This window comes from Mycobacterium sp. D16Q16, assembly GCF_002013745.1.
In the GTDB taxonomy this organism is placed as follows: domain Bacteria; phylum Actinomycetota; class Actinomycetes; order Mycobacteriales; family Mycobacteriaceae; genus Mycobacterium.
In genome coordinates this window covers 1-24,941 of sequence record NZ_MAEY01000033.1, presented here as the reverse complement: position 1 = coordinate 24,941, position 24,941 = coordinate 1, and the positions used below count along the sequence as shown (strand labels likewise).

Below are 24,941 nucleotides of genomic sequence, written 5' to 3'. Positions count from 1 at the left end.
GGATTGTTCCGGGAACTACGCGATTCCCGGCATATACGTTGCGGCGGCCTGCATATCGCCGACGGTGTAACTCGTAGCGGCCTCGGTGACTCCCATACCGGCCCGGCCCAGCTCATAGGCGGCGCCGGCCGCCGCAGCGTTGCGCTCGATTCCGTGGGCGCTGAATGCCGCCGCACTCTGGATGGACACCGGGTCGGCCGCCGGCGGTACCACCGCGCCGATCACCGGTGCGGCAGCGGTATGCACGGCGGCGAGCCGTGCGGTCAAGGCCTCCACCGCGGCGCTGGCTGCGGCCATTCCCTCGGGAACGACGTTCAGGATCATGGCGAGTACTCCTCCTCTGGATGTATTCCGGTCATTGAGATCGTCTCTGCGTAAGCAGATCTCGGATCGACTCCGGTACCGCCGGAAGCTCGGCTACTGGTGCGGCGTCAAGGGAGATGGTGGGATATCCGGCGAGATGATCCGCGTAGGTCTGTGGGCCCAAGCGCATCCCGAGTCCCGCCCAGGCGTCGATCACCGACCATCTCCGCGGGTTTCGCTTGGCCCAATCGCTGCCGTCCAGCAGGCGTTTCCATGTAGACAGCTCGAGTTCGTCCAAGCCATACCCACCGAGGAACTCGGCATAGGAAACGGCTCTGCCGCGCACCACGCTCACTCCCCGGCCGAGCGTCGGCGCTTCTGCCGCCATACCAAGAATGGACATCGCCGCGACGGCCCCCGTGGTGACCTCTTCGGTCAGCCTGACAGAGGGAAACGCTTGCAGTGCAAGACATGCGTCCACGATCGACACCAGCACGTCGGTGCCGCCGACCAATTGATCGGCCTCTCCGAGTACCCGGGGCAGCCGCGCGAGCGTGAAGTCAAGCCCGAGCGGTGATGCCGCGACCACCAGTTCGGCCAGCGCCTTGGATGCCGCGTACGGGTAGAGGGCGTGGCGCGGATCGGTGACGTGCGCGGCGGCCGGCTCGGCGTTGACGACGAACGTCGACATGTGGATCAACCGGATGCCACGTGCAGCGCACCCGTCCACGGCCGCGGATACCCAGTCCACGTTGGCATGCCGGATATCTCGGTAGGGAGCCAGCATGTTGGTGTTCCCGATGCAATTGATCAGGGTGCTGGCCCCGGTCTCGCGCAGCACTGTGTCCAGCGCTTCGGGGCTGAATCCTGGCCCGGCATGTCGGATCCTGACACCGTCAACGGCCCGCAGAGCGGGCCACGGACCGGAATCAGGGACCTCCGATCTCGTCACCAACACGACATCAGGGCGCAGCGCACCGTGGCGCTTCAGATCGAGCGTGGCACGGGCGAATCCGGTGCCGACGATCCCCGACGCACCCAACACGATGATCGGCCCGTCGTCACTGGCCTGTGAGTTGTTGCCGTGCAACGTCGTGACGCGGCGGGGAGTCGTCAGCCGCTCGAGGTCCGCGCCAATGTCGGCTGCGGTATCTGCGGCACCGAGGTCGGCAGCCGCCGGGCCGGCAGCGGCAAGGTACGCGGCACTGTCGGCGCTGATCAGGTCCAGCACAGAGAGTTGGCGGCCGAGATACCGCCGAGTGTCCGGCAGCATTCTGATCAGATCGAGCGAGCCAATCCCCTCGGCAAGGAGCGACGATTCCGCGCCGATCTCCCGCCCGAGACACCGACTCCAGACGCGCGCAAGACCAGCGGCAGTTTCCACGGTGTGTGTCTCGTCCGGCAGCGCGTCCACAAACTGCGGCATGGTCAGCAGGCCGTCGAGGTCAACCTTGCCGTTCGGCTTACGGGGGATGCTCAGCACACCTAATACCAAGAACGAGGAGACCCCGAGGTTCACCAGAAGGCGTCTGATCCTCGCCGCTATTTTGTTGTCGTCCAGATCTTTACGGGCCTGAAACCAGACCACCAATGCGCCACGGTGCAACCCCACACCGACATCGACGATCGCGGGGTCCTCGGATACGCGCCGGATCACCGAAGCAGTGTCGATCCGCTTGCCGGAGATCTTCACGATGGCGTCGCGGCGTCCGGAGAAGGTGGGAAATCCGTCCTCGTCGAACACCACGCGGTCGGCGGTGGCGAATGCTCGCCTGGGCGCGCCACCGGCGGTATTGACCACACCGAAGCTTTCCCCCGATGTCCCAAGGTAGCCCGCCGAAACGGTGTCTCCGGCGATGATGATCTCACCGAACGCGACATAGACCGTGTTGGGTATGACCGGCAGACCCACGCGGAGCCGCTCGGAGCCACCACCGTCCGGCTCTCTGTCGATGGGCAGATACGTCACGACGACCGTGGTTTCAGTCGGCCCGTAGCTGGAGATGAGTGCGACAGACTGTGTCCCAGCGGACGCCAGCCACTTGTCGACTGCGCCGGACCGAATGCCTTCACCACCGACGACCACCTGGCGCAGATCGGACGCACCGATCACCGTCAGGGCCTCGGCGTCCTCGCACAGCAGATGCCACACGGCGGTCGGCAGGTCGATCAGGGTGGGCCTCAGTTCCCGGATGTCCCGTATCAGGGTGACGAGATCTCCGGATTTCATCGCCGGGGAACGGAGCAGCCGTGAGCCGCGGACCGCCCCGCCGAAGATCTCTTCAACGCTGATATCCGAGGTCAACGGCGCACATTGGAGAATGCTGTCCTGCGCACCCCAGCCGTAGGCATGTCCAGCAGCGCGGGCGAACGACGCCAGTGCACCGTGCGTGACGGGGACGAGTTTGGGTTCACCGGTCGACCCCGAGGTCGCCATGATGTACGCCGTCCTCACGGCTAAGGCAGTGTCCCGCGATACCTCCTCGATGCGCTCGTCGACGAGGGCACGCAATGGGCCGGCTACGTCTCGCGGGATCGGAGCCTTGGTATCGACCACATGTACCGCGGCGTCGCCGTACCCGGTAATCGAATCGGCCCGCAAGGAAGTATCTTTCGCACTATCGCACACGGTGTATCCGCAGCCGGCGAGATGGCAGGCGATCAGCAGATCTACGGTCTTGTCCGTGTCATCGTCGACGCACACCACGATGTCGCCCGGTGCGACGCCAGCGATGACCAGCCAGGCGATCCAGGACTCAACAAATCGTCGCCGCTGCAAGAACCGCTGCACACCGCCGCCGGTGTCCATGAACCAGGCGGCCACCGCAGCCGGCTCGGTTTGCGCACTATCATCGCCCCGGCGGCGGGCACCGTCGGCACCGATCCCGAACCACTCGTTCACGGTCATGGCAATCGGCAAGTCCCACATGGCTTCCATCGACCCGAGCGCCGCCGCGATCCGCTCCGCGATCCACCGAGGCGTGCCCGCGTCGCCCTGGTCCGCGCGGCCCCAGATGGACAGCATGAGGGTGCGCCGATCCTCGTCCATGACGCACGACACGGTCATTCCCTCCACGGGACCGATATCGGTCGCATGGGGTGTGGCCGAGAGAAAAGGGCGCAGGGCAGGTGCGCAGGTTTCGCGGATGAAGTTGAAGGTCAGCGCCTCGACATGCGATGTCCTGTTGATTGCCAGATACATTCGGCGGTATTGCTCCTCACGAAGCCACCGGCGCCGTGAGGCTCTGACATAGTCGCGATCAAGTGCCTGCACGACATCACGCACAGAGGCAAATGCGGGGAAACGGACCGGATGTGCGATCGAGTTGACCAGACAGGTTGCGACGTTCAGGTCGGGCTCCCCGAACCTGTTATCCACGGCGTGGAGCAGCAGCGTCGAAGTGCTCTGCCGCAGACTCGCGTCCACCGCAATCGAAGCTGCCGCCACCAGAATGTTCAACGGCACCTGCTTGACCTCGGACAGCGCCTCGATTGCGTCGAATGCCTTGCCGGATAGCGTTACCGATTCCTGCAGTACCCCTCTGGCCGCGCCCTCCGTCCCTTCGCCGAGGCTGAGCCCGTGCCCTCCATGTCGGGACGCCTCAGTGAGTTCGCGCTGGATTGCCACACCGAAACGTTGCAGCGATTCCTCGGCTTTGACGGCCTCGAGACCGTGCGCCGCCGCAATCTTCGCCAGTGCTGCACTTGCACAGGCATTTTCGGGTTCGTCAGGACCGGTCAGACGACGGCCCAGATCGGTCTCTATCACGCCGATAGCGCCGCCATCGAGCAGCAGGTGGTGCGCATGGATCTCGAGCCCCACCACCCGTCCGTCCGCACCCGTGCGGATGGTATACCGGACGAGTGGCGAGGCGGCGAGGTCTGTCGACCACATATCCACAAGCTCGCCAGCGGCCCTCGTTGCCGGCTCCGCCCCGTCCGAGACCACCGTCACGATGTCACTGAACTGCAATCCTCGCATCAGCTCTGGATAGTGCGCACCTTCTCGCACCGGTACGAGGACGCACAGCTGCAGCGGGTTGGCCGATACGGCTCCCTCCAGCGCGGACAGGAACATCGGCGCGTCAATCGGATGAAACCGATAACTCTTCCCAATGAGATACAACCCGGGATCACCGGCCTGCAACGCGCCGTTGTACATGTTCTGCTGCGACCTGCTCAACGGCACCCGGTCCACGCGCGCTTCGACCGCCACCGTCATGTGACGCCTTCCGGCTGTGCCTGCTCCAGTGCCCGCGCCCAGCCGGCGATGGAAAGGTCTGCCACCAAACGCTTCTGCAGCTCCGAACCGCGAGTCACACCCAGCTGCTTCATCAGCAGCACGAAACGCACCGAGTCGAGTCCCAGCTCTCGCAGATCAGTGGCGTCGCCGTCGAAGAGCTCCACCTCCGAGATGTACAGCACCTCACAGACTGCCGTCAGAATCCGGTCCCTCGTGGCTTCAGGCACGCGTCGGCGCCCCGGTCAGCTCGGCGGCCAAGGAAGATCGCATGACCTTGCCGGACTTCGTCCGGGGGATGTCGTCGACAACAGCGATGACCGACGGCCTGGCCATCGATTCCGACTGGTGCCGATACGTCGCCGCAATCCGCTGCTTGAGCTCGGCCGCCCCTTGCCCGTCTAGCGGTGTGGTGGGTACCACCGCCAACCCGACAAGCGCGCCGAACTCCTCGTCCGGTATCTCGTAGCACGCCGCTTCGCCAACGCCCGCAACGTTTTCGGCAATCCGGTCGACCTCGTCGGGCACCACATTGACCCCTCCGGAGATAATCATCTCCGAGGAACGGCCCCTGATGTAGAAGAAGCCATCGTCACGACGCTCCACCAGGTCTCCGGTGTTCACCCATCCGTCGGCCAGTACCTCGCGGGTGCGATCCGGATTTCCCCAATACCCCAGCATGTTGGCCGGCGACTTGATCCACAGCGTGCCGTACGACGCGGACACGCCCCCGTGCGTCGGCCCGCCGGTCTCACCATCCGACAAGAAGGTCTGCACCCCTGGGTATGGACGCCCGACGGCACCCTCCTCGATCTTGGCGATCGACTCGTCATCGGTCGGAAGACACAGTGCGGTACAGCCTGTTTCACTCAGTCCATATACCTGCGCCGTCCGCACCCCCGCCGCCTCGATGAACTGCACATCAGCCGGGATCGCACGTGAACCGCCGTACGCGATGAATCGCAACGAGGGAACGGCGGCTCCGGTGAGCTGGAGCTCGGACACCAATCTGGTCATGAGGGTGGGTACCAGGCACGCGGTGGCCACCTCGTTCCCGGCGAGCAACTCCCTCAGCGATGCCCCGCCCTCGCCGCCGGTGACACACGACGCGCCGTGCATCAGCCCGTTGAGAATCCACCAGAGCCCACCGATATGAGTTGCGGGCAGCGGTGAGTAGGTCGTCTCCCCTGCCACCCAGTCGATCCAGCTCAGTTCCTCGGCGAGCAGGATGTCAGGGACTGCGAAAAACGTGCGGTTGGGCAGCAGCACGGCCTTCGGCTCTCCCGTGGTGCCGCTGGTGAAGATCATGGCGAACGGTTCGTTCGCATGGCCTTCAGTTTGTGCTGCCAGCCAATCTGTTTCGAGGCTCGATGGATGATCCACGTCGTCCTCGTCGGCCATATTCGGAAGGATCGCGGCGGGGTCCGCTATCTCGCAGAACCGCGCGATGGCTGCCGGGGGCAGGGCGTTGTCCACCATGACGGCGATAGCCCCGAGCCGCGCACACGCGAGCACCGAAAGGTACGTCTGAGGCCCGTTGTCCGAAAGAACTACAACACGGGACCCTCGGGTGACCGACGCGGCACGGAGGGTCGCGGCCAGCTTGCCGACTTCGGCGGCGAGTTCGCCGTACGTCATGGCACCAGTACCGTCGCTGCGGCGCAATGCGATGAGCCCGGGCCGCAGGCGGGCCTGTTCGAGGATCCGTTCCAACACAGTGGGCGGTGACTGAGACATGGCGGTGAGGATGCGCTTCCTGTCGTGGGCTACGGGATGTTCAGGACCGCGATCTCGAACTCACCGGCCGCGGATCCTCCATCCTGATCCCAGAATTCGATGGTGCTGTGGAACTGGAGGTAGCGCCATGACCGGTCGACGATATGGAAATCACGGGCCTGCAGGCGAGCGGAGAACTGCTGCGCGTTGACCAGCCGCCGGAACCGCGACGAGGTGCTCTTGATCAGCATCCCGGCAAGTTGGTTCTGGCAGTAGTCGTCGATCGACCAGCCCCGAAATGCCCAGATGTCTTCGTTGACAACACCTTGAGCGAAGGCGCAGTACGCGAGCTGGTTAAAGCACAGCACCAATTCCACTGCGTTGAAGTGCCCCGTGCTCCGGATATAGGCGGACTCGTTGATCGCGAAGTTGCCCTGCGCGTGCACCGCGTCGGAGGTGATTCCATACTCGGCATCGGCCAGATAGCGGCAGCCCTTGTATGAATATGGTTCCAGCACTCTGCCGAGCAGACCCTCGGCGATCGGGGCCATTCCGGCGGAAGGCAGCCCGGTCTGAACCGACAGAGTTGCGGCGACCGCGCTCACGCCGCAAATCCGGGCGTCTCGAGACCGTCCAACATGGTCAGGCGGTGTGTTGTCAGTGTGCCCGACGCCGTTCCATGTTTCGCACGATGGACCAGAGAACGATTGTCCCACAACACGATATCCCCCACCTCGTAGTGCTGGGCGTGGATAAATGGCGAGGCGTAGTCGGGGTCGAGCTGCCCCGACTCTTCGAGTAGCTGCTGAAGCAGCGCAGCGTCGAGGAGCGTTCCATCCTCGTCCTCGATCGTCTCGGTACCCGCCTCACAGATGTACAGGATCTCTTCGCCGGTCTTTGGGTGTTTGATCACCGTGGGCCATTTCTGTGGGGGCGTGACCCTCTCGATCTCGGCCAGGATCTCCCCAATGGGCCGGTAGACATCACTCGGCCGGATCTTGATGTAGCGCCGCGGCGTATGCGTGCTGAATGTCCCACGCACAGAATCCCTTATCGTGCTAGATAGCGATTCCCATACCTTGTTGAGATCGATGAAATAGGTGCCGCGATCACGCCCGGGAACTGCCAGCGGCACCACCATGGAGAACGCAAAAGGTTTCGGCATGAACATGTAGTCGACGTGCCAGAACGCACCGGTACGTGGAACCCCTTGTCCCTCTTCGGTAGACGAGACAAAGATCTCCGGGTGGTCCTCGTGGTGATACACGGGCTCGTAGTAGGGAACTATCTCCCCGATCAACCTCCCAAGCCGGATGAACTCCTCCGGTGAGGGGTGCACATCCTTGAGGATGACGAGCTTGTTCCGGTAGACGAGTTCGCGGATCTCCTGCGTGGTGATTCCGTCCAGGTTTCCAGGGTCAATCCCCGTGACCTGTGTCCCCAGGCCCTCGCCCTTCACGTTGAGCGTCATCGACTCCCTACTCTTCTCGCTGATCTGTCCACCTGATGCGCGACTAATGGAGCAGTCGAACCGGGCACACGAAAAGTTCCCGAGCCTTGCGGTGTCATTTCCAACCGATGGGTAAATCGTTGGAAAACAACGGAATTAGTGGCCGACATCACGCTTGTCGCGTCTCCGATGACCGGCTACCACACGATGCCAGCCGGCAGAGCCAGCCCGACTCGGTTGAAACCCGCTACCAGAACACGCCTTCGGACATCCTCCGCATATCGCGCTCAGCAAATAAGTTCGTTGCTAGCCTGAGTCGGTGACTTACCCACCTCAGGAGCCGCCCGCATCGGGCGATCCGTCAGCGCACGACCCGCATCAGCCACCCCCGGGTTACCCGACTCAGCCACCCGCGGGTTATCAGCCGCCCCCGCCGCCCGGATATCAACCCGGGTACCAGCCGGGTCCTCCGCCGGGAGCCTCCCAGTACCCGGGTGGACAATTCCCGCCCCCTCCCCAGGGGTATCCGCCTGTTGGCTACGGCTACCCGCCGCAGGCCCCATGGCCACCCCAAGGACCGTTCAATGCCGGTGAGTCGTGGAGCTGGTCGTGGGCCCAGGTCACCAAGCGCTTCGGAACCTTCATTCCGCCGTATCTGGTCTGGTTCCTTGCGATAGGTGTGCCGTTCGGGATCGTCTACGCGATTCTGATGGCCAGCCTGCCGCAGACCAGCACCAGCGGCTACGGCGGTGATTCCAGCTCCTCGTACTCGTACTCGTATGAGGGACCCGAGTTCTCCGGCGGAGCTATCGCCATCATCATCCTGCTCTACGCAGTGGTGTTCGCGGTCAGCCTCTACGTGGGCGCCTGCATCGTCAGCGCCAATCTCGATGTCGCCGACGGTAAGCCCGTGAGTTTCGGAACCTTCTTCCGCGCCCGCAGTTTCGGCGCCTACGCGGGGACCGCACTCTTAGTCGCGCTCGGAGTGCTGATCGGAAGCTTCTTGATCATCGGCGGAATCATCTTCGGGTTCTTCGCCCAGTACGCCGTGTTCTTCGCCATCGACCGTGGTCTGGGCCCCGTCGATGCGATCAAGGCCAGCTTTCAGATCGTCAAAGACAACCTGGCACAGGCCTTGCTCGTGTTCCTGATCACCTTGGCTGTTGCTTTCGCCGGTGTCGCGGCGACATTCATCACCTGTGGCTTGGGCGGCATCATCGCCTACCCCACGATTGCGGCCTTGTCCGGTCTGATCCATGTGTACACCTACCGGCGCCTCACCGGAGGAGTCATCGCACCAGCGCCGGTGTAAACCTCGGCGCCGCAAGCCGAGTGGGAGTCTCACGAGAGAATCGAGCCCATTTCCCACGCCAGATTCCCACTCGGCACACGGAGTGAACAACGAAAAGGCCCGGCCTGCACTGGATTTCTCCAGGCAGACCGGGCCTTTTTTCGTTACAGGACTTAGAAGTCCATACCGCCCATGCCACCGGTCGGGTCGCCCGCAGGTGCGGCGGCCTTCTCCGGCTTGTCGGCAACAACGGCCTCGGTGGTGAGGAACAACGCCGCGATGGACGCCGCGTTCTGCAGCGCCGAGCGAGTCACCTTCACGGGGTCGGCAACGCCGGCCGCGAGCAGGTCCTCGTACACGTTGGTCGCCGCATTCAGGCCGTGGCCCGCAGGAAGGTTTGCAACCTTCTCCGCGACGACACCCGGCTCCAGACCGCCGTTGAAGGCGATCTGCTTCAGCGGAGCCGACAGCGCCACACGCACGATGTTGGCACCCGTGGCCTCGTCACCCTCAAGGGAGAGCGAGTCCAGCGCGGGGGCAGCCTGCAGCAGGGCGACGCCACCACCGGCTACGATGCCCTCTTCGACGGCGGCCTTCGCGTTGCGAACGGCGTCCTCGATGCGGTGCTTGCGCTCCTTGAGCTCCACCTCGGTGGCAGCTCCGGCCTTGATCACCGCAACACCGCCGGCCAGCTTGGCCAAGCGCTCCTGCAGCTTCTCGCGGTCGTAGTCGGAGTCGCTGTTCTCGATCTCGCTGCGGATCTGCGCCACGCGACCGGCGATGGCGTCGGAATCGCCCGCGCCCTCGACGATGGTGGTCTCGTCCTTGGTGACGACGACCTTGCGGGCCTGCCCGAGCAGCGTGATGTCGGCGGTCTCCAGGGAGAGGCCAACCTCTTCGCTGACGACCTGGCCACCGGTGAGGATCGCCATGTCCTGCAGCATCGCCTTGCGACGGTCACCGAAGCCCGGGGCCTTGACGGCGACGGACTTGAAGGTGCCGCGGATCTTGTTGACGACCAGGGTCGAGAGAGCCTCGCCCTCGACGTCCTCGGCGATGATCAGCAGCGGCTTGCCGCCCTGAATGACCTTCTCCAGCAGGGGAAGCAGGTCCTTGACAGTCGACACCTTGGAGCTGACCAGCAGGATGTAGGGATCCTCCAGGACGGCTTCCTGACGCTCGGCGTCGGTCACGAAGTAGCCCGAGATGTAGCCCTTGTCGAAGCGCATACCTTCGGTGAGCTCCAGCTGCAGGCCGAAGGTGTTGGACTCCTCGACGGTGATGACACCCTCGTTGCCAACCTTGTCCATGGCCTCGGCGATCAGATCGCCGATGGACTGGTCACCAGCGGAGATGCCCGCGGTGGCCGCGATCTGCTCCTTGGTGTCGATCTCCTTGGCAGAGGCCAGCAAGGCGCTGGTGACGGCCTCCACGGCCTTCTCGATACCGCGCTTCAGGCCGAGCGGGTTGGCGCCGGCGGCGACGTTACGCAGACCTTCCTTGACCAGAGCCTGAGCGAGCACGGTGGCGGTAGTAGTGCCGTCACCTGCGACGTCATCGGTCTTCTTGGCAACTTCCTTGACCAGCTCTGCGCCGATCTTCTCGTACGGGTCCTCCAGCTCGATCTCCTTGGCGATGGACACACCATCGTTGGTGATCGTGGGGGCGCCCCACTTCTTCTCCAAGACGACATTGCGACCCTTGGGGCCCAGTGTCACCTTGACCGCGTCAGCGAGGGCGTTAAGGCCCCGCTCCAGGCCGCGGCGGGCCTCTTCGTCATACGCAATTGTCTTGGCCATTGCGAAGTGATTCCTCCGTATAGGGGGTTGCACGTTCTGGGCCGGGCGCAGTGCCCGCGACGGACGGACGCAGCTGTGTGGGCTGCGGCCTCACCGTCCCGGCCTAGCACTCACCGGTCGTGAGTGCCAATGCCATTTTTAGCACTCGGACATGGCGAGTGCAAGGGCGATCGCAGACTCCCCACATCAATAAATGCGACGTCGGCAGGCCGCCGTCAAGATTGTCGGCAGCGATATGGGTCCGATACTCAACGATCTGGACGCCGCACAGCTCGCCCTGTTTCAAGGACCGAACTCGCTACCGCCCGCGATCCGGTACGCGCGCGGGCGGGTCTGGGTGCCGACTGAGCTCGTCGCGTTGCTTGGAACAGCCGGGCTGTGGCGGGGGCCCACAGGCATACAGGTACACGATCTAGGGTGCTGATATGTCGCTCGATATCCTGATCAGTGGTGCTGGTATCGCAGGTCCGGCGCTCGCGTACTGGCTTGTGCAAGAAGGGCATACCGTCACGATCGTCGAACGCGCCGCCACCGTGCGGGGTGGTGGGCAGGCTGTCGACTTCCGTGGTCCGTCGATCGAGGTACTGGACAAGATGGGCGTGCTCGACGCGGTACGAGCGCAGGCCACCCACATGGGGTCCATGGTGATGGTCGATGCCAAGGGCAAGGAGATCGCCCGCCTTCCCCCGGAGGTCATTAGCGGCGAGTTAGAGATCCTGTGGGGAGATCTCGCCCGCATCCTGCACCAGGCAGTGCGTGACGATGCCACTCTTCTCTTCGGCGACTGGATCACCGGCGTGCGGGATGACGGCACGAAGGCCGCCGTCTCGTTCGCGAAGTCCTCCCCGCAGAATTTCGATCTCGTGATTGGCGCCGACGGGGTGCATTCTGGGCTTCGTGCGCTCGCCTTTGGGCCGGAGACAGAATTCGTCACTCAGCTGGGCCAGTACTTCACGTTTTTCGCGATGGATAACCACCTCGGGCTCGACCACCAGACGGTGGCTTTCCGCGAAGGCACGCGAGGCGTCGGCATCCAAGCCACCGCACCCGATGCCCCCGCACGAGGTTCACTCGCGTTCTCCGACAGCGACCTGGAATTCGACTACCGGAACACCGAGGCCAACAAGCGGTTGTTTCTCGAACGGTTCACGGGCTTCGGCTGGGAGACCCCGGCCGTTCTCCGCGCCCTTTCCACTACCGACGAGCCGTACTTTGACGCGTTGTGCCAGGTACATCTGGACGATTACTCCCGTGGCCGGGTGTGTCTTATCGGAGACGCGGCCTGGTGTGCCTCACCTCGGTCGGGCATGAGCACGAGCCTGGCGATCGTCGGCGCATACGTGCTCGCCCACGAATTACGTTCCACAGAAGGCGATTTCGAGATCGCGTTCACCCGATTCCACGCGTTGATGGCTCCATACGTCGCACGGTGCCAGCAGCTTGCCCTCAACACTCTGAAGGTCGACGGCGCCCAGTCGCCCTGGGCGACGCGGCTGCGCATGCTCGGCCTGTGGTCCCTGCGGCTACCGGGCGTTCGTCAGCTGGTCGCCCGCCAGGCACTCAAGGTCGGCCGGTCTTTCGCATTACCTGCCTACGACTGAGCGAACTTCTTGCCGGCCGCCACGGCCACGGCCTTGACGTCGTCACAGGACGACGTACCGCGCAGCACGGCGGCAGGCACTCGGACATCCTCCGGACGGGCATCTTCTGTAATGAGGTGAGTCGGCGAATAGTTCTGTCCAAGGAATACATAAACCTCGCACAACGGCTTGTCGTATGTACTGGTGACGGTACTGACGTGCAGCTCCACTCCGTCGTCCCGCTCCACCACCGAGTGCCGTTCCCTGCCGTACTCGGAGGCGCCGGGTTCGCGTGGATCCACCGGACGCAGTGTCAGCCCAACTCCTTGCGCCTTCCGATCGTCGGGCGGCCCCGCGCTGAACCAGCAGGTGTACAGATCCTTCTCCAGCCCACCACTATTGCCCGGGCGGTAACCGGCGAATCCGCGCAGGTCGGGCAGTAGCGAGCACGGGTCCTGTTCGGCCGGGTGCGCGACGAAATCGGATCTCGCGGGTAGATGCCGTGACCGAATCTGCGCGGCCCCGGTGGCGATCGCGATTGCCTCCCTGCAGGGATAGACAGGACGGCCCGGACCTGGATCCCTGGCGAGGCTGGCCACCACGACCAGGCGAACGCGCTTCATCAGATCGGCGGCGCCACCGTGAGATGACATATCAGGAGCGTCACTCGCATCGAGGTTGAACACGTACCGGCACCACCCTCGATTACTCGTCGGCCCCAGCACGTGACTGATCGCGATCCCGTTGACCTCCGTCGAATCGACAGGTGATTCCGACAGTTGCGCGGGTGCGGGGGCCAGATCGAAACCGATGGTCGCCGAGACGTCACTCACGAAATCACCGTCATATGCGCCCAGCCGCAGAGTGCACCGGTCAAATCCTTCGGTGTATCCATACGAGATCGCGCGGGGGATCTTGCCTTTGATTGATTCGGCGTCCACGAATCCGCACGGATCGATAGTCCGCAGCACGGCGTCGACCGCCAGCTCGGCCGGATCCGCGTCGGTCCGACTGCGCCAATCGTCAGCGTGCCGCGCCCCGAAGTACGAGCACCCAGCGACCGGCACCAGCACTGCCAGCGTGACCAGCCAAGGACGAATAGACATTTGCTACCTCCGACTTAGTCAAGGTAACGAAGCTAACCGCTCCCGGCTAACGACGCGGCCGCAGCCCGTCGAACACGACGTCGGTGACCTGCTCTGAGACCTCTTTGTTGTAGCTCTGCATGGCCTGGCACCCGACCAGGAGTGCCTTTACCTCGTGCACGCCAACGTCGGAGCGCACCGTGCCCGCCCGCTGCGCGGCCTGCACCAAATCGCCGAGGACCGCATAGAAGGACTCCTCGATCTGCGGGATGAGAGCTTCGACACTGACACCGGCACCGGCCAGGGCGTCCACCAAACCTTGATCGGTGCCGCCCCACTGGACCATTACACGGAGGAAACCAAAAAGCGCGTCCCCCGGTTCGGCCGACTCCAGCAGCTCGCGCCCCTTGCCGATCACCGTGCGCATCCGGTCTTCCGCAACGGCGCGATACAGGTCCTCTTTGGCGGGAAAATGCCGGTAGACGGTCCCCGCACCCACTCCCGCGCGCCGCGCGATCTCGTCGATCGGGACACCAAGGCCCTCCTCGGCGAATGTTTGATAGGCGACCTCCAGGACCCGCGCACGGTTGCGGGCGGCGTCGGCACGCAAAGGCCGGGCGGGTTGATCCATCTCACACTCCTCGAGGTTCCGATACGCCTTGACAAAACGGGGCGCACGTTCCGTATATTCGTAAGCGGAGTAACCGCCCCGGTTACTGACAATATTACCCAGGAGCCCCCATGACTACATGGAGTACCACCGACATCCCCGATCAGACCGGCCGCGTCGCGATCGTCACCGGCGCCAATACCGGACTCGGACTGGAGACCGCCAAGGCGCTCGCTGCGCATGGCGCCCACGTCGTACTGGCTGTGCGCAACACAGAGAAAGGCAAAGCCGCCGCCGCCGAGATCACCGCGGCGCATGCCCATGCCGATATCACCCTGCAGTCGTTGGACCTGTCCTCGCTGGAGTCCGTCCGCCGAGCCAGCGACGAGCTCAAGACGCGCTACGAAAAGATCGACCTGCTCATCAACAACGCCGGTGTCATGTGGACGGAGAAGTCCACCACCGCCGACGGCTTCGAGCTTCAGTTCGGCACCAATCACCTGGGCCACTACGCGTTTACCGGTCTGCTTTTGGACCATCTACTGCCCGTCGAAGGGTCACGTGTGGTGACGGTCTCCAGCATCGGGCACCGCCTACGTGCGGCCATCCACTTCGATGACCTGCAGTGGGAGCGCGATTACGACCGGGTAGCGGCCTACGGGCAATCGAAGCTGGCCAACCTGCTCTTCACCTACGAACTGCAGCGGCGCCTGGTGGGCACCAACACCGTCGCCCTGGCCGCCCATCCCGGTGGCTCCAACACCGAGCTCGCACGCAACTCTCCGCTGTGGGTCCGGGCCGTTTTCAACGTTGTGGCGCCACTGCTGACCCAGGGTGCGGATATGGGAGCACTGCCCACACTGCGTGCCGCCACCGACCCGGCCGCTCTGGGCGGCCAGTACTACGGACCGGATGGATTTATGGAACAACGCGGTAACCCGAAGGTGGTCGCATCGAGCGAACAGTCCTATGACCTCGATTTGCAGCGCCGCCTGTGGTCGGTATCTGAGGAACTCACCGACGTGACCTTCCCGGTCAAGTAGAAGAGCGCGAAGAAGGCGGGCACTGTGCCGATTGTCACCTACCGTCACCCTGGTGACACGACACGCGGTGCCCGCCACGCCCGCCAGGATGCAGCCCCGTAATCCCTTGCGTTAGGCTCCTGTTCGATCAGTAAGGAGTCCATAGGGTGCGGGCTGTAGAAGCGCCCAGCACCCACACATTGCGGGGCTGGCAACGTAGGGCATTAGTGCGGTATTTGGCCGCCAAACCCCGCGATTTCCTGGCGGTCGCCACCCCCGGATCAGGGAAAACCAGGTTTGCCCTGCGCATTGCTACCGAGCTGCTGGCTGACGGCACCGTCGACAAGATCACGGTCGTGGTGCCCACAGAACACCTCAAGGTTCAGTGGGCACAGTCCGCGACCGCCTTCGGACTGTCCCTGGACCCGAGATTCAGCAACTCCGATGCACAGACCTCCTCCGAGTACCACGGAGTCGTCGTCACCTATGCACAGGTGGCCAGCCATCCCACCCGGCACCGGGTCCGCACCGAGAACCACCGCACCCTGGTGATCTTCGACGAGATCCACCACGCGGGCGACGCCAAGAGCTGGGGTGAGGCCGTCCGCGAAGCGTTCGACGACGCGACCCGGCGCCTCTCGCTGACCGGAACCCCGTTCCGTAGCGACGACAGCCCGATCCCGTTCATCAACTACGAGCCCGATGGCGCCGGCTTTCAGCGCTCGCAAGCCGACCACACCTACGGCTACTCGGAGGCCCTGGCCGACGGCGTGGTGCGTCCCGTGGTCTTCATGGCGTACTCGGGTGAGGCCCGGTGGCGTGACAGCGCCGGCGAGGAGCACGCCGCCCGCCTCGGTGAGCCACTGTCCGCCGAGCAGACCGCGCGCGCCTGGCGCACCACCCTGGATCCCAACGGCGACTGGATACCCGCAGTGCTGCGCGCCGCCCACGCGCGGCTGCAGCAGAAACGCAACGGCGGCATGACCGATGCCGGGGCCATGATCATCGCCTCCGATCAGAAGGCCGCCCGGGCCTACGCGAAGCTGCTGACCACGATTACCGGCACCGAACCCACTGTGGTGCTCTCCGACGATCCGAAATCCTCCGACCGCATCGCGCAGTTCGCCGCCGACGGCAGTGAGTGGCTGGTGGCCGTGCGCATGGTGTCCGAGGGTGTGGACGTGCCACGTCTGGCCGTCGGCGTCTACGCGACGAGTGCCTCCACTCCGCTGTTCTTCGCCCAGGCCATCGGGCGGTACGTGCGCTCGCGGACACCGGGTGAGACGGCCAGCATCTTCCTGCCCTCGGTGCCGACGCTGCTGGAGCTCGCCAGTCTGCTGGAGGAGCAGCGCAACCACGTGCTCGGCAAGCCACATCGCGAGCCGATGGGCGATGAGGAGCCGGTAGAACGCAAACGCACCGAGCCGGGTGAGGAAGAGAAGGGTTTCGAATCACTCAGTGCCAGTGCCGAACTGGACCAGGTGATCTTCGACGGGGCGTCCTTCGGCACCGCGACGCCCGCGGGCAGCGAGGAAGAGGCGGAGTACCTCGGCATCCCGGGGCTGCTCGATCCGAATCAGATGCGAGATCTCTTGCGGCGCAGACAAGAAGAGCAGCTGACCAAGCGCACCGCTTCGGGCGAGGTGCCCCCGGAGATCACCTCCACACACGGTCAGCTGCGCGAGCTGCGCCGTGAGCTCAACGCGTTGGTGTCGGCCACGCATTTCAAGTCGGGTAAACCGCACGGCTGGATTCACAACGAGCTGCGGCGCCGGTGTGGCGGCCCCCCGATCGCGGCGGCCACCCGCGACCAGCTCAAGGAGCGCATCGTCGCCGTCCGAACCCTTCATCGGGAGCTGTGACGCGCGTAGCGTGGATCGCATGTCACTGATCGTTTCTGGATACCCCGATCCCCGGTATCACGGCGACACCGGCGAGATCAGCGCGACGTTCAGACCGGCCACCGTCCCAGCCGACTACGCCCCCGACAACGGCAGCGTCGTCCAATACCACTACCTGGCGACCCAGCAGTCCACGGCCGGTGATTACGGGCTATACCGAATCGATGCCGGCCCGGTGAAAGGTTTCGGTGCCGCAACGCATTTCCACAAGGCGATGTCGGAGGCGTTCTTCGTACTCTCCGGAACTTGGCGGTTGTACAACGGCGAAGCATGGGTCGACGCCACCGCGGGCGACTTCCTGTTCGTACCGCCGGGCGGCCTTCACGCATTCCACAATGATTCGGGCGAAGCAGCTTCCATGCTGATGCTGTTCGCGCCTGGCGCACCCCGGCAGCGCTATTTCGAAGGTTTCGGAGAGCTAGCCGATATGACCGACGAGCAGCGCACCCAGTGGTTCATCGACCACGACAACTTCTTCGTCTAGACCGGGAACCGCACTCCGGTCAGCTCCTCGGAAACTGACCAAAGCCGTTGTTGCAGAGACTCATCGTGTGATTGCCTGGTGGACTTGACGGCCTTCGGATACCCACGGAGCTCCCCGAAACCGGCGGGTCCGTAGTACTGGCCGCCCGATGCGGCCAGGTCCGTGGCAGCACGCAGGCTGGGCAGTGCACCCATCGCCGGACTCTGCGCGAGTTTCAACACCGCCGCACTGAGCGCCTCGGGGCCAAAGGTGATGTGACGCATCAGCTCGGTGCCCGACGCACCGGGGTGGGCCGCCAATGCCACCGTCTCGGCCCCCGCGGCGGCGAGACGCCGCTGCAGTTCATAGGTGAACAAAAGGTTCGCGAGTTTGGACTGCGCGTACGCCCCCACCCGGCTGTAACCACGGTCCCACTGAAGGTCATCGAAATGTATTGCGGCCCTGAACTTGTGACCGTTACTGCTCACGGTGACGATGCGCGAACCACGCACAGCGGTGAGGTTTTCCAACAGCAGCCCCGTGAGTGCGAAATGGCCCAGGTGGTTGGTGCCGAATTGCAGCTCGAAGCCGTCCGCGGTGACGCCCTTCGGCGGGTACATCACTCCGGCGTTGTTGATGAGCAGATCGATCCGCGGATAGTCGGCGCTCAGCTGCCCGGCGGCGGATGTGATGTCCGAGAGGGAAGACAGATCGAGCCGCTGCAGCGCCAGTTTGCCCGCGGGCGCCGTGTTCTTGATCTCGCCGATGGCAGCAGCGCCCTTGTCGAGATCGCGGACGGCGAGAACCACCTGTGCTCCCGCGGCCGCCAGTGCGCGGGCCGTCTCCAGGCCCAGGCCGGTATTGGCACCGGTGATGACGGCAATGCGTCCGGTTTGATCAGGAATATCAGCGGTGGTCCAGTGCGCGGTCACAAACGCATCCTGCCGCAGAACCACCGCGCTGCCCACCCCACGGCATTCACAGTTCACCCGGTGTTCGATACCAGCGATCACACAGCCGGAGTCAATACGCTCGTCGCCGGATCACTGAGCTTGGCCACCTACTGCATGTAAGGCAGGTTCGTGCGCAAATTTGCTTCTGTTGTCAGCCTTGTAATTTCACTTGTGTGCGCGGGCACAGGACTGGCCACGGCAGACCCGCTGCCGGTTGCTGACGTCAGCCAGTCGGCGGATACCGACGACGGCTGGCACCTGAGTGCCACGCTGTCGCGGATGACGATCAACTCGGTGCCGAATATGGCCGCGACGGCTTTCACCCGTGAGGGCTTCGTCACCGGTAAGGCCGCCGCGAGCATCGACGGCAACGGTGCGATTCCGGTGAACTCCGGCGTGCTCGTCATGGGGCTGCAGCTGGGCTGCCAGATCGACCTCAGTGAGGGCGGCAGCGTTGACGTCGGCGCCGACGCCGGCGTGAGCCCGGGCTTCTCCGGCGGCAGCAATCTGCTTGCCATGGTCGGCCCGTATGCGGAGGTGAACGGCAGTATCTCTATCAATCTCCTGCCGGGAACGATCAAGAACATCGTGTTGGGAAAGAAGGCCCTCAAGGGACGCACCGGTGAAATCGTGGTCCACGACGCCCACGTGAAAGTGGACGCGTGCGGTGGACCCGTCTCTATCCGGTTCTTTACGACGGCGATGATCGACACCGACAAGTCCGACGACAGCGTGAACGTTTACGGAGACATCCTCTCGCTATGAACGCTCACCTGAAACGTCGTGTACTCACCGTCGTCGTGTGGGCGTGCCTGGGCATGTCACAAGCACCCATCACGCACGCCGACAACTGCAGCCCCGGTGACTTCGGCGCGGCGGCGGGCTGCGCTCCCCCTGCGGCCACGACCGGCGGTGACAAGGCCGAAAGTTGGCCCCCGACAAGCGTGGATTGGCCGCCCGACGCGGATTCGGAGGTCGACTCCGAGCAGTGGAGTCAGCGCAACACCGCGTCCGCCCCGATCGTGGCCCCCAAGGGGGCATTACCCGTCACGCCCACACCGTCAACCGGGGGGACGACGACCGTACCGACGCCGATTGTTACCCCCGGCGCTTAGGCAGGCACCGCGCCGTGGAACACGGCCTCGACATTGTTCCCGTCGGGGTCGCGCACGAACGCACCGTAGTAGCCGGGGTGGTACTCGGGCCACAGTCGCGGCGCATGGAGCGCCTCGGCGCCTTCACCCGTCGCCGTCGCGAAGAACTCGTCGACTTGCTCGGTGCTCGTGGCCGAGAAGGCAACGTGGATCTCACGATTGGGACCGCTCGCGACGTCGCCACCACCGATCCAAAAGTCGGGTTTTCCCGCCGGCCCGTACCCGATGGCGACACCGAAATCCATCTGACGAGTGAACCCGAGGACGCCGAGCACCTTGTCGTAGAACGCGGCCGCAGCCGGCAGGTCCGCGCAGTTGATACCGAAGTGATCGATCATGGGCAGATTCTTGCCCACGCATCCGACAACCGGGACTGAGACGGCAAAACGCGACGGACTAGCGTCAGCATTGAGTTTGCTGTACACCGCGATTAGATAGCCGCAATCGCGTCGGCTACTTCTTTCAGAAAACCTGCAAACTTCCATCGTGCGCATGTAAACACACCCACAATCGATAGCTGTCTGGTCCTCCGCCATCGGTGTCCGGCTGCCCGATAACGCCCGGTTGCTCGACCGTGGCGATGTCATCGAAATCAAGGCACCCTCGGCGCAGGGCCCGGAAGAGACGGTCGGTGTGTTCAGCAAGGCCATCGCCACGGATACCAAGGGAGTCAGCCCTTCGGTCATCACGTACGTGGCACCGGGATCTCAGCATCAGGTCAACATCATCACCGACCTCGGGCCGGCGGATCCCTTCGCACTGCCGGTAAGTACCACGATGCACCATCGACCCACGATGTGAGTCAATTGCCCTGTGGCACAGCGGCGTACGCAGGACAATCTCAGTGCTACGACAGGCTCGACAACAGGGGCGGCAAGTCGGCGATCGAATCAACGACGTATGCCGGCTGCATCGCGTATTGATCGGCGGCCCACCTGTCGAGCGTGTCCTGACGGAACTTGCCGGTGCGTACCAGCACGCCCGTCATGCCGACGACCTGCGCGGCGAGCACATCGACATGCAGGTCGTCACCCACCATCACGACTTGATCCGGCTCGCACCCCATGCGCTCAGCGGCCAGCTGAAACCCAGCCGGGGCCGGCTTGCCCACCGCGACGGCCTTGCGTCCCGACACCTGCTCCATGCCCGCCAGGTACACGCCGGTATCGACGCGCAATCCCTCGCGGGTGCTCCACACCGCGTTGCGATGCATCGCGACCACCGGAATCCCCTGAGCCATCAGGTCATAGACCCGACTCAGCGCGACGTGATCGAATTGCGGACCGGCCCCCCCAAGAATGATCACATCGGGATCATCGGACAGAGATTCGACGAACTCGACTCCAGGCATGTCGGCGGTGATGTCGCCGTCATTCAGTAGGTAACACCGCGCGCCGGGATGCTGGGCGATCACGTGGTCGGCGGTCAGCATCGCGGCGGTAATCACTTCATCGGCGGGCACCGTCAGCCCGGCGGCGGTGAGCAGCTCCGCGATCTGCACCCGGGTCCGCGAGGTGGTGTTGGTCAGGAAGCAACGACGGACATCGTCGCTCTCGAGCGCCTTGAGTGCCTGAGCAGCGCCATCGATCGGCTCCCACGAGGTCACCAGGACCCCGTCGATATCGAAGAGCACTCCGCCAACGGTCATAGAGCTAGTTTCCTGCCATGCCGCGGGCACCGCACGCCGAGGGCATACCGGGCGCACATACGCGGCAAAAACCCCTGCGTGCGGTATGCGCCCGATGATCGGGCAATAATGAGCCGATGCGTTCCGTCGCCGAACACCAGCAAGTCGTCGCCGGATTAATCCAGGCACCAGCGCCCGTTCGGGTACCGGTCTCCGCGGCCGATCGTCTGGTCCTCGCCGCGGATGTCATCGCTCCGGTTCACCTGCCGGTGTTCGACAACTCGGCGATGGATGGATATGCGGTCCACCGCGACGACCTCGCAGGAGCCTCGCCCACCAACCCCGTCACACTGCCCGTCACCGAGGACATTCCCGCCGGACGCACCGACGAGCTGACACTCAAACCCGGCACCGCGCACCGCATCATGACGGGTGCACCGCTTCCCGCCGGTGCCACCGCCGTGGTGCCCGTCGAGGTCACCGATGGCGGCACCGAGACCGTGACCATCACCGAAGAACCCCGTGCCGGGCAACACATCCGATCTGCCGGTGAGGATGTGCGAGCCGGCGACACCGTCCTGCACGCGGGTTCTCGCCTCATGGCACCGGCGTTGGGCCTGGCAGCGGCGCTCGGGCTCGAAGAGCTCACCGTGCGCCCTCGGCTGCGGGTGGTCATCGCCTCCACCGGCAGCGAGTTGGTTCCCCCGGGCACCGATCTCAAGCCCGGGCAGATCTACGAGTCCAACGCCGTCATGCTCGCCGCCGCCGTCCAGGAGGCCGGAGCCGACGCCGTGGTGGCACCGACCGTCGCCGACGACGTCGAGCAATTCCTGTCCGTGCTCGACAAATTCGGCGCGAAGGCCGACCTGTTGATTACCACTGGCGGGGTCAGCGCAGGAGCCTATGAGGTGGTCAAGGACGCACTCACCGACGCTGGGGTCCAATTCGTCTCGGTGGCTATGCAGCCCGGTAAGCCGCAGGGAGCCGGACACGTCAACGGCGTTCCGCTGCTCACACTGCCCGGCAATCCCGTCAGCGCATTGGTGTCGTTCGAGGTGTTCATTCGCGAGCCGTTACGCGCAGCCATGGGGTTGGAGCCAGCGCGGGCACGTCACCAGGCGGTCCTGACCGACCCGATCTCCGCACCGGCGGGTAAGCGACAGTTCCGTCGTGGTTGCTGGGATGCCCGCAACGGCACGGTGACGGCGGTCGGACCTCCCGCATCACACCATTTGCGGTGGCTGGCGGCATCGAATTGCCTGCTCGATATCCCGGAAGACGTCACCGACCTAGCGGCGGGAACCACAGTCAGCGTGTGGAATCTGAGCTGATCACAGCCGCCGCGACGGTGAGTGCAGGCCGAGCGAGCAAGCCGCTGTTCAGCACGTCCGGTCACAGTGTCCGTCGTGCTGTCCCCAGCGCATCGCCCACATCACTAGGATGGTCCGGTGGCAAGACGCCCCCGCCCCGTAGGTTCAGAGCCGGATTCCGGCATCCCGCATATCGTCGAACTCTTCCGCTCGACCATCCCACCCATCCATCCGGCAGGCCTTCCGTTCATCGCCGGCGGATTGGGGCTGGCAGGCCTTGGGTTCAAGAATCGTTGGATGCGCGGTACCGGGCTGGCGCTCGCCGGCGCGTGCGCCGGATTCTTCCGGCATCCGCCACGCATCCCCCCCAACCGCGCCGATGCGGTGGTGGCCGCCGCCGACGGCCAGATCTGTCTGGTCGACCGTGCGGTACCGCCGCCGGAACTCGGGCTGCCTGCCGAACCACTCCCCCGCATCAGCATCTTTCTGTCGGTGTTCGACGTTCACGTTCAGCGGGTTCCCGTCGCCGGTGAGGCGACTGCTGTGATTCACCGCAGCGGGCAGTTCCTCTCTGCCGATCGCGCCGAGGCGAGCGTGGCCAACGAACGCAATAGCGTGCAGATCCGCACCCGCACCGGACACGATGTGGTGGTGGTGCAGATCGCCGGGCTCATCGCGCGCCGGATCATCTGTCACGCCAAGGTCGGCGACCAGCTGTCCATCGGCGACACCTACGGATTGATCCGATTCGGTTCCCGGGTAGACACCTACCTGCCTGAGGGTTCGAAAATCCTTGTCCAGCCGGGACAGCGAGCCGTCGGTGCCGAGACCGTGCTGGCCGAGCTGCCCTCCTCGACAGCTAACGCGTAAGCGACTCAGCCATGACTCAAGCCGCCTTCTCGAAGCGCCCCGTGCACATCCGGATCCTGCCGAGTGTCATGACGGTGCTGGCGATCTGCGGCGGCCTGTCGTCGATCAAGTTCGCGTTCGATGGAAAGCCTTACATCTCGTTAACGTTGATCGCCGCCGCGGCCATCCTCGACGGTCTCGACGGCAGGATCGCCCGGCTGCTGGACGCGACGTCGCGGATGGGTGCGGAGATCGACTCGCTCGCCGACGCGGTGAATTTCGGTGTTGCCCCTGCGGTGGTGCTGTACATCTCGATGCTGGCGGATACCCCTACGGCATGGGTGTTTTCACTTCTCTACGCGGTGTGCATCGTGCTGCGGCTGGCTCGTTTCAATACGCTGCTCGACGACGATTCCCAGCCGGCATTCACCAAGGAGTACTTCGTCGGGGTGCCCTCGCCCGCCGGAGCGCTGATGGTGCTCGCCCCGCTGGCGGCGTTCCTGCAGTTCGGCGCCGGATGGTGGTCGTCGGTATGGGCGATATGCGCATGGATGGTGTTCGTCTCCATGCTCATCGTCAGCCAGATACCCACCGCGGCCATGAAATCCGTCTCGGTACCGCCCCGCATGGTGGTCTTACTGCTTGCACTGGTGACGGTTGCCGCTGCCGGACTATTGCAATACCCCTATGTGCTGCTGCTGATCCTGATCGTCGTCTACCTGGCGCACATCCCATTTGCCTGGCGCAGTCAGCGCTGGGTGGCGGCGCGGCCCGAGTCCTGGGACGCCAAGCCCAAGGAACGTCGCGACCTGCGCCGCGATCAGCGCCGAGACCAGCGACGCGCCTTCCGGCAGGCCGCGCTCCCCAAGCGGCGCACCGCGGAACGTCTGGGTCTGCGCCGCCCCGGCAGGCCACGCTAGGAACGCATGAGCGAACACACCGATGCTCTTCGCCCAAGTAGCCCATCGCTGACTCTCACCGCTCGCCTCAACACATCGGCTGTCGATTCGCGGCGCGGTGTGGTCCGTTTGCATCCAGAAGCTATTGCCGCCCTCGGTATCCGAGAATGGGATGCCGTGTCTCTCACTGGGTCGCGAACAACGGCGGCGGTCGTCGGCGTCGCGCCACGCTCAGTTCCGGCCGGCACCGCCCTGCTCGACGACGTCACGCTGTCCAACGCGGGACTGCGCGAGGATGCGTCGGTCATCATTTCCCCGGTGACGGTCTACGGGGCGCGGTCGATCAGCGTGAGCGGTTCCTCTCTTACCACCCAATCCGTTTCGTCCGCGACGCTTCGGCTGGCGCTACTGGGCAAGGTCATGACCGTCGGGGACACCGTCTCACTGCTGCCACGCGATCTGGGGCCCGGCACGTCCACATCGGAGGCGACGACGGCGCTGGCGCGGTCCGTGGGCATCACCTGGACCTCCGAACTGCTCACGGTGACGGCCGTGGATCCGGCCGGCCCGGTCAGCGTGCAACCCAATTCTCTTGTCAGCTGGCAGGGCTCGAACCCACTGGGGCCCGCCGCGCAACCGGCGCCGGTGCGGGCCACGGAATCCGCGATCGATGCAGCCCCTCCCACCCC

At 64.5% G+C, this 24,941-nt stretch carries 24 protein-coding genes and 1 pseudogene; 13 read left to right on the top strand and 12 right to left on the bottom strand.

Features of this window, described 5'->3' with window-relative positions:
* Positions 1-15: 15 nt before the first annotated feature.
* The 6 genes from B4394_RS24885 to scoE all read right to left on the bottom strand — a co-directional run bounded on the left by B4394_RS24885 (position 16) and on the right by scoE (position 7,730).
* Positions 16-324: a PE family protein gene (locus B4394_RS24885; protein WP_078313093.1), complete on the bottom strand. Its 309-nt coding sequence runs from the start codon at positions 322-324 to the stop codon at positions 16-18.
* 31 nt (positions 325-355) lie between these two features.
* Entirely contained in the window at positions 356-4,525 is a 4,170-nt protein-coding gene (locus tag B4394_RS24880; protein WP_078316556.1) for an AMP-binding protein, read from the bottom strand.
* Positions 4,522-4,773: an acyl carrier protein gene (locus tag B4394_RS24875; RefSeq protein ID WP_078316555.1), complete on the bottom strand. Its 252-nt coding sequence runs from the start codon at positions 4,771-4,773 to the stop codon at positions 4,522-4,524. The genes B4394_RS24880 and B4394_RS24875 overlap by 4 nt, the downstream gene beginning before the upstream one ends.
* The gene (locus B4394_RS24870) at positions 4,766-6,181 is read right to left on the bottom strand and encodes an AMP-binding protein (protein WP_502688544.1); all 1,416 of its coding nucleotides are present in this window, start codon (positions 6,179-6,181) and stop codon (positions 4,766-4,768) included. The genes B4394_RS24875 and B4394_RS24870 overlap by 8 nt, the downstream gene beginning before the upstream one ends.
* A 128-nt stretch (positions 6,182-6,309) precedes the next feature.
* On the bottom strand, positions 6,310-6,864 hold the full coding sequence (locus B4394_RS24865) for an FcoT family thioesterase (RefSeq protein ID WP_078316553.1): 555 nt from the start codon (positions 6,862-6,864) through the stop codon (positions 6,310-6,312).
* The gene (gene scoE, locus B4394_RS24860; RefSeq protein ID WP_078316552.1) at positions 6,861-7,730 is read right to left on the bottom strand and encodes a (3R)-3-[(carboxymethyl)amino]fatty acid oxygenase/decarboxylase; all 870 of its coding nucleotides are present in this window, start codon (positions 7,728-7,730) and stop codon (positions 6,861-6,863) included. The genes B4394_RS24865 and scoE overlap by 4 nt, the downstream gene beginning before the upstream one ends.
* 298 nt (positions 7,731-8,028) lie before the next feature.
* On the opposite strand from scoE, the gene B4394_RS24855 reads away from it, so the two are divergent.
* The gene (locus B4394_RS24855; RefSeq protein WP_078316551.1) at positions 8,029-9,021 is read left to right on the top strand and encodes a hypothetical protein; all 993 of its coding nucleotides are present in this window, start codon (positions 8,029-8,031) and stop codon (positions 9,019-9,021) included.
* 152 nt (positions 9,022-9,173) lie between these two features.
* On the opposite strand, the gene groL is transcribed toward B4394_RS24855, so the two are convergent.
* On the bottom strand, positions 9,174-10,799 hold the full coding sequence (groL, locus tag B4394_RS24850) for a chaperonin GroEL (protein WP_078291825.1): 1,626 nt from the start codon (positions 10,797-10,799) through the stop codon (positions 9,174-9,176).
* Positions 10,800-10,992: 193 nt separating this feature from the next.
* On the opposite strand from groL, the gene B4394_RS24845 reads away from it, so the two are divergent.
* Entirely contained in the window at positions 10,993-11,223 is a 231-nt protein-coding gene (locus B4394_RS24845; RefSeq protein ID WP_078316550.1) for a hypothetical protein, read from the top strand.
* A gap of 1 nt (position 11,224) precedes the next feature.
* Positions 11,225-12,400, top strand: coding sequence for an FAD-dependent monooxygenase (locus B4394_RS24840; protein ID WP_078316549.1), 1,176 nt, complete (start codon positions 11,225-11,227; stop codon positions 12,398-12,400).
* Here B4394_RS24840 and B4394_RS24835 read toward each other — a convergent pair.
* Positions 12,391-13,485 carry a hypothetical protein gene (locus B4394_RS24835; protein WP_078316548.1) on the bottom strand — a complete coding sequence of 365 codons (1,095 nt, stop codon included), beginning with the start codon at positions 13,483-13,485 and terminating at the stop codon, positions 12,391-12,393. The two genes, B4394_RS24840 and B4394_RS24835, sit on opposite strands and share 10 nt — an antisense overlap.
* 46 nt (positions 13,486-13,531) lie before the next feature.
* On the bottom strand, positions 13,532-14,095 hold the full coding sequence (locus B4394_RS24830) for a TetR/AcrR family transcriptional regulator (RefSeq protein WP_078316547.1): 564 nt from the start codon (positions 14,093-14,095) through the stop codon (positions 13,532-13,534).
* 110 nt (positions 14,096-14,205) lie between these two features.
* Between B4394_RS24830 and B4394_RS24825 the strand changes: the two genes are divergently transcribed.
* The 3 genes from B4394_RS24825 to B4394_RS24815 all read left to right on the top strand — a co-directional run bounded on the left by B4394_RS24825 (position 14,206) and on the right by B4394_RS24815 (position 17,481).
* Entirely contained in the window at positions 14,206-15,117 is a 912-nt protein-coding gene (locus tag B4394_RS24825; protein ID WP_078316546.1) for an SDR family NAD(P)-dependent oxidoreductase, read from the top strand.
* A 146-nt stretch (positions 15,118-15,263) separates the two neighbouring features.
* Positions 15,264-16,958 carry a DEAD/DEAH box helicase gene (locus B4394_RS24820; RefSeq protein ID WP_078291833.1) on the top strand — a complete coding sequence of 565 codons (1,695 nt, stop codon included), beginning with the start codon at positions 15,264-15,266 and terminating at the stop codon, positions 16,956-16,958.
* Between the two features lie 19 nt (positions 16,959-16,977).
* Positions 16,978-17,481 (top strand): cupin domain-containing protein, encoded by a 504-nt coding sequence (locus B4394_RS24815; protein ID WP_078313103.1) that lies wholly within the window; start codon positions 16,978-16,980, stop codon positions 17,479-17,481.
* On the opposite strand, the gene B4394_RS24810 is transcribed toward B4394_RS24815, so the two are convergent.
* Positions 17,478-18,392 (bottom strand): SDR family NAD(P)-dependent oxidoreductase, encoded by a 915-nt coding sequence (locus B4394_RS24810; protein WP_078316558.1) that lies wholly within the window; start codon positions 18,390-18,392, stop codon positions 17,478-17,480. The two genes, B4394_RS24815 and B4394_RS24810, sit on opposite strands and share 4 nt — an antisense overlap.
* Before the next feature lie 192 nt (positions 18,393-18,584).
* On the opposite strand from B4394_RS24810, the gene B4394_RS24805 reads away from it, so the two are divergent.
* Positions 18,585-19,178, top strand: coding sequence for an MspA family porin (locus tag B4394_RS24805; RefSeq protein WP_170915090.1), 594 nt, complete (start codon positions 18,585-18,587; stop codon positions 19,176-19,178).
* A complete protein-coding gene (locus tag B4394_RS24800; protein WP_078316545.1) occupies positions 19,175-19,528 on the top strand; it encodes a hypothetical protein in 354 nt (117 codons plus the stop codon). Before B4394_RS24805 ends, B4394_RS24800 begins: the two co-directional genes overlap by 4 nt.
* Here the strand turns inward: B4394_RS24800 and B4394_RS24795 are convergent.
* Positions 19,525-19,905, bottom strand: a complete 381-nt coding sequence (locus tag B4394_RS24795) for a VOC family protein (protein WP_078316557.1) — start codon at positions 19,903-19,905, stop codon at positions 19,525-19,527. The two genes, B4394_RS24800 and B4394_RS24795, sit on opposite strands and share 4 nt — an antisense overlap.
* Before the next feature lie 226 nt (positions 19,906-20,131).
* Here B4394_RS24795 and B4394_RS24790 point away from each other — a divergent pair, with 226 nt between their 5' ends.
* Positions 20,132-20,368, top strand: coding sequence for a hypothetical protein (locus B4394_RS24790; RefSeq protein WP_078313081.1), 237 nt, complete (start codon positions 20,132-20,134; stop codon positions 20,366-20,368).
* A gap of 46 nt (positions 20,369-20,414) precedes the next feature.
* Here the strand turns inward: B4394_RS24790 and B4394_RS24785 are convergent, their stop codons facing one another.
* Complete coding sequence (locus B4394_RS24785) at positions 20,415-21,215, bottom strand: HAD-IIA family hydrolase (RefSeq protein ID WP_078313080.1); 801 nt, start codon at positions 21,213-21,215, stop codon at positions 20,415-20,417.
* Positions 21,216-21,331: 116 nt separating this feature from the next.
* Between B4394_RS24785 and moeA the strand changes: the two genes are divergently transcribed.
* The 4 genes and pseudogenes from moeA to B4394_RS24765 all read left to right on the top strand — a co-directional run.
* The gene (gene moeA / locus B4394_RS24780) at positions 21,332-22,525 is read left to right on the top strand and encodes a molybdopterin molybdotransferase MoeA (protein WP_078316544.1); all 1,194 of its coding nucleotides are present in this window, start codon (positions 21,332-21,334) and stop codon (positions 22,523-22,525) included.
* 117 nt (positions 22,526-22,642) lie between these two features.
* Positions 22,643-23,374 carry a phosphatidylserine decarboxylase gene (locus tag B4394_RS24775; RefSeq protein ID WP_078316543.1) on the top strand — a complete coding sequence of 244 codons (732 nt, stop codon included), beginning with the start codon at positions 22,643-22,645 and terminating at the stop codon, positions 23,372-23,374.
* Between the two features lie 11 nt (positions 23,375-23,385).
* Positions 23,386-24,273 (top strand): CDP-diacylglycerol--serine O-phosphatidyltransferase, encoded by an 888-nt coding sequence (pssA, locus tag B4394_RS24770; RefSeq protein ID WP_078313077.1) that lies wholly within the window; start codon positions 23,386-23,388, stop codon positions 24,271-24,273.
* Between the two features lie 6 nt (positions 24,274-24,279).
* A pseudogene (locus tag B4394_RS24765) lies at positions 24,280-24,941 on the top strand (AAA family ATPase); the annotation flags it as partial.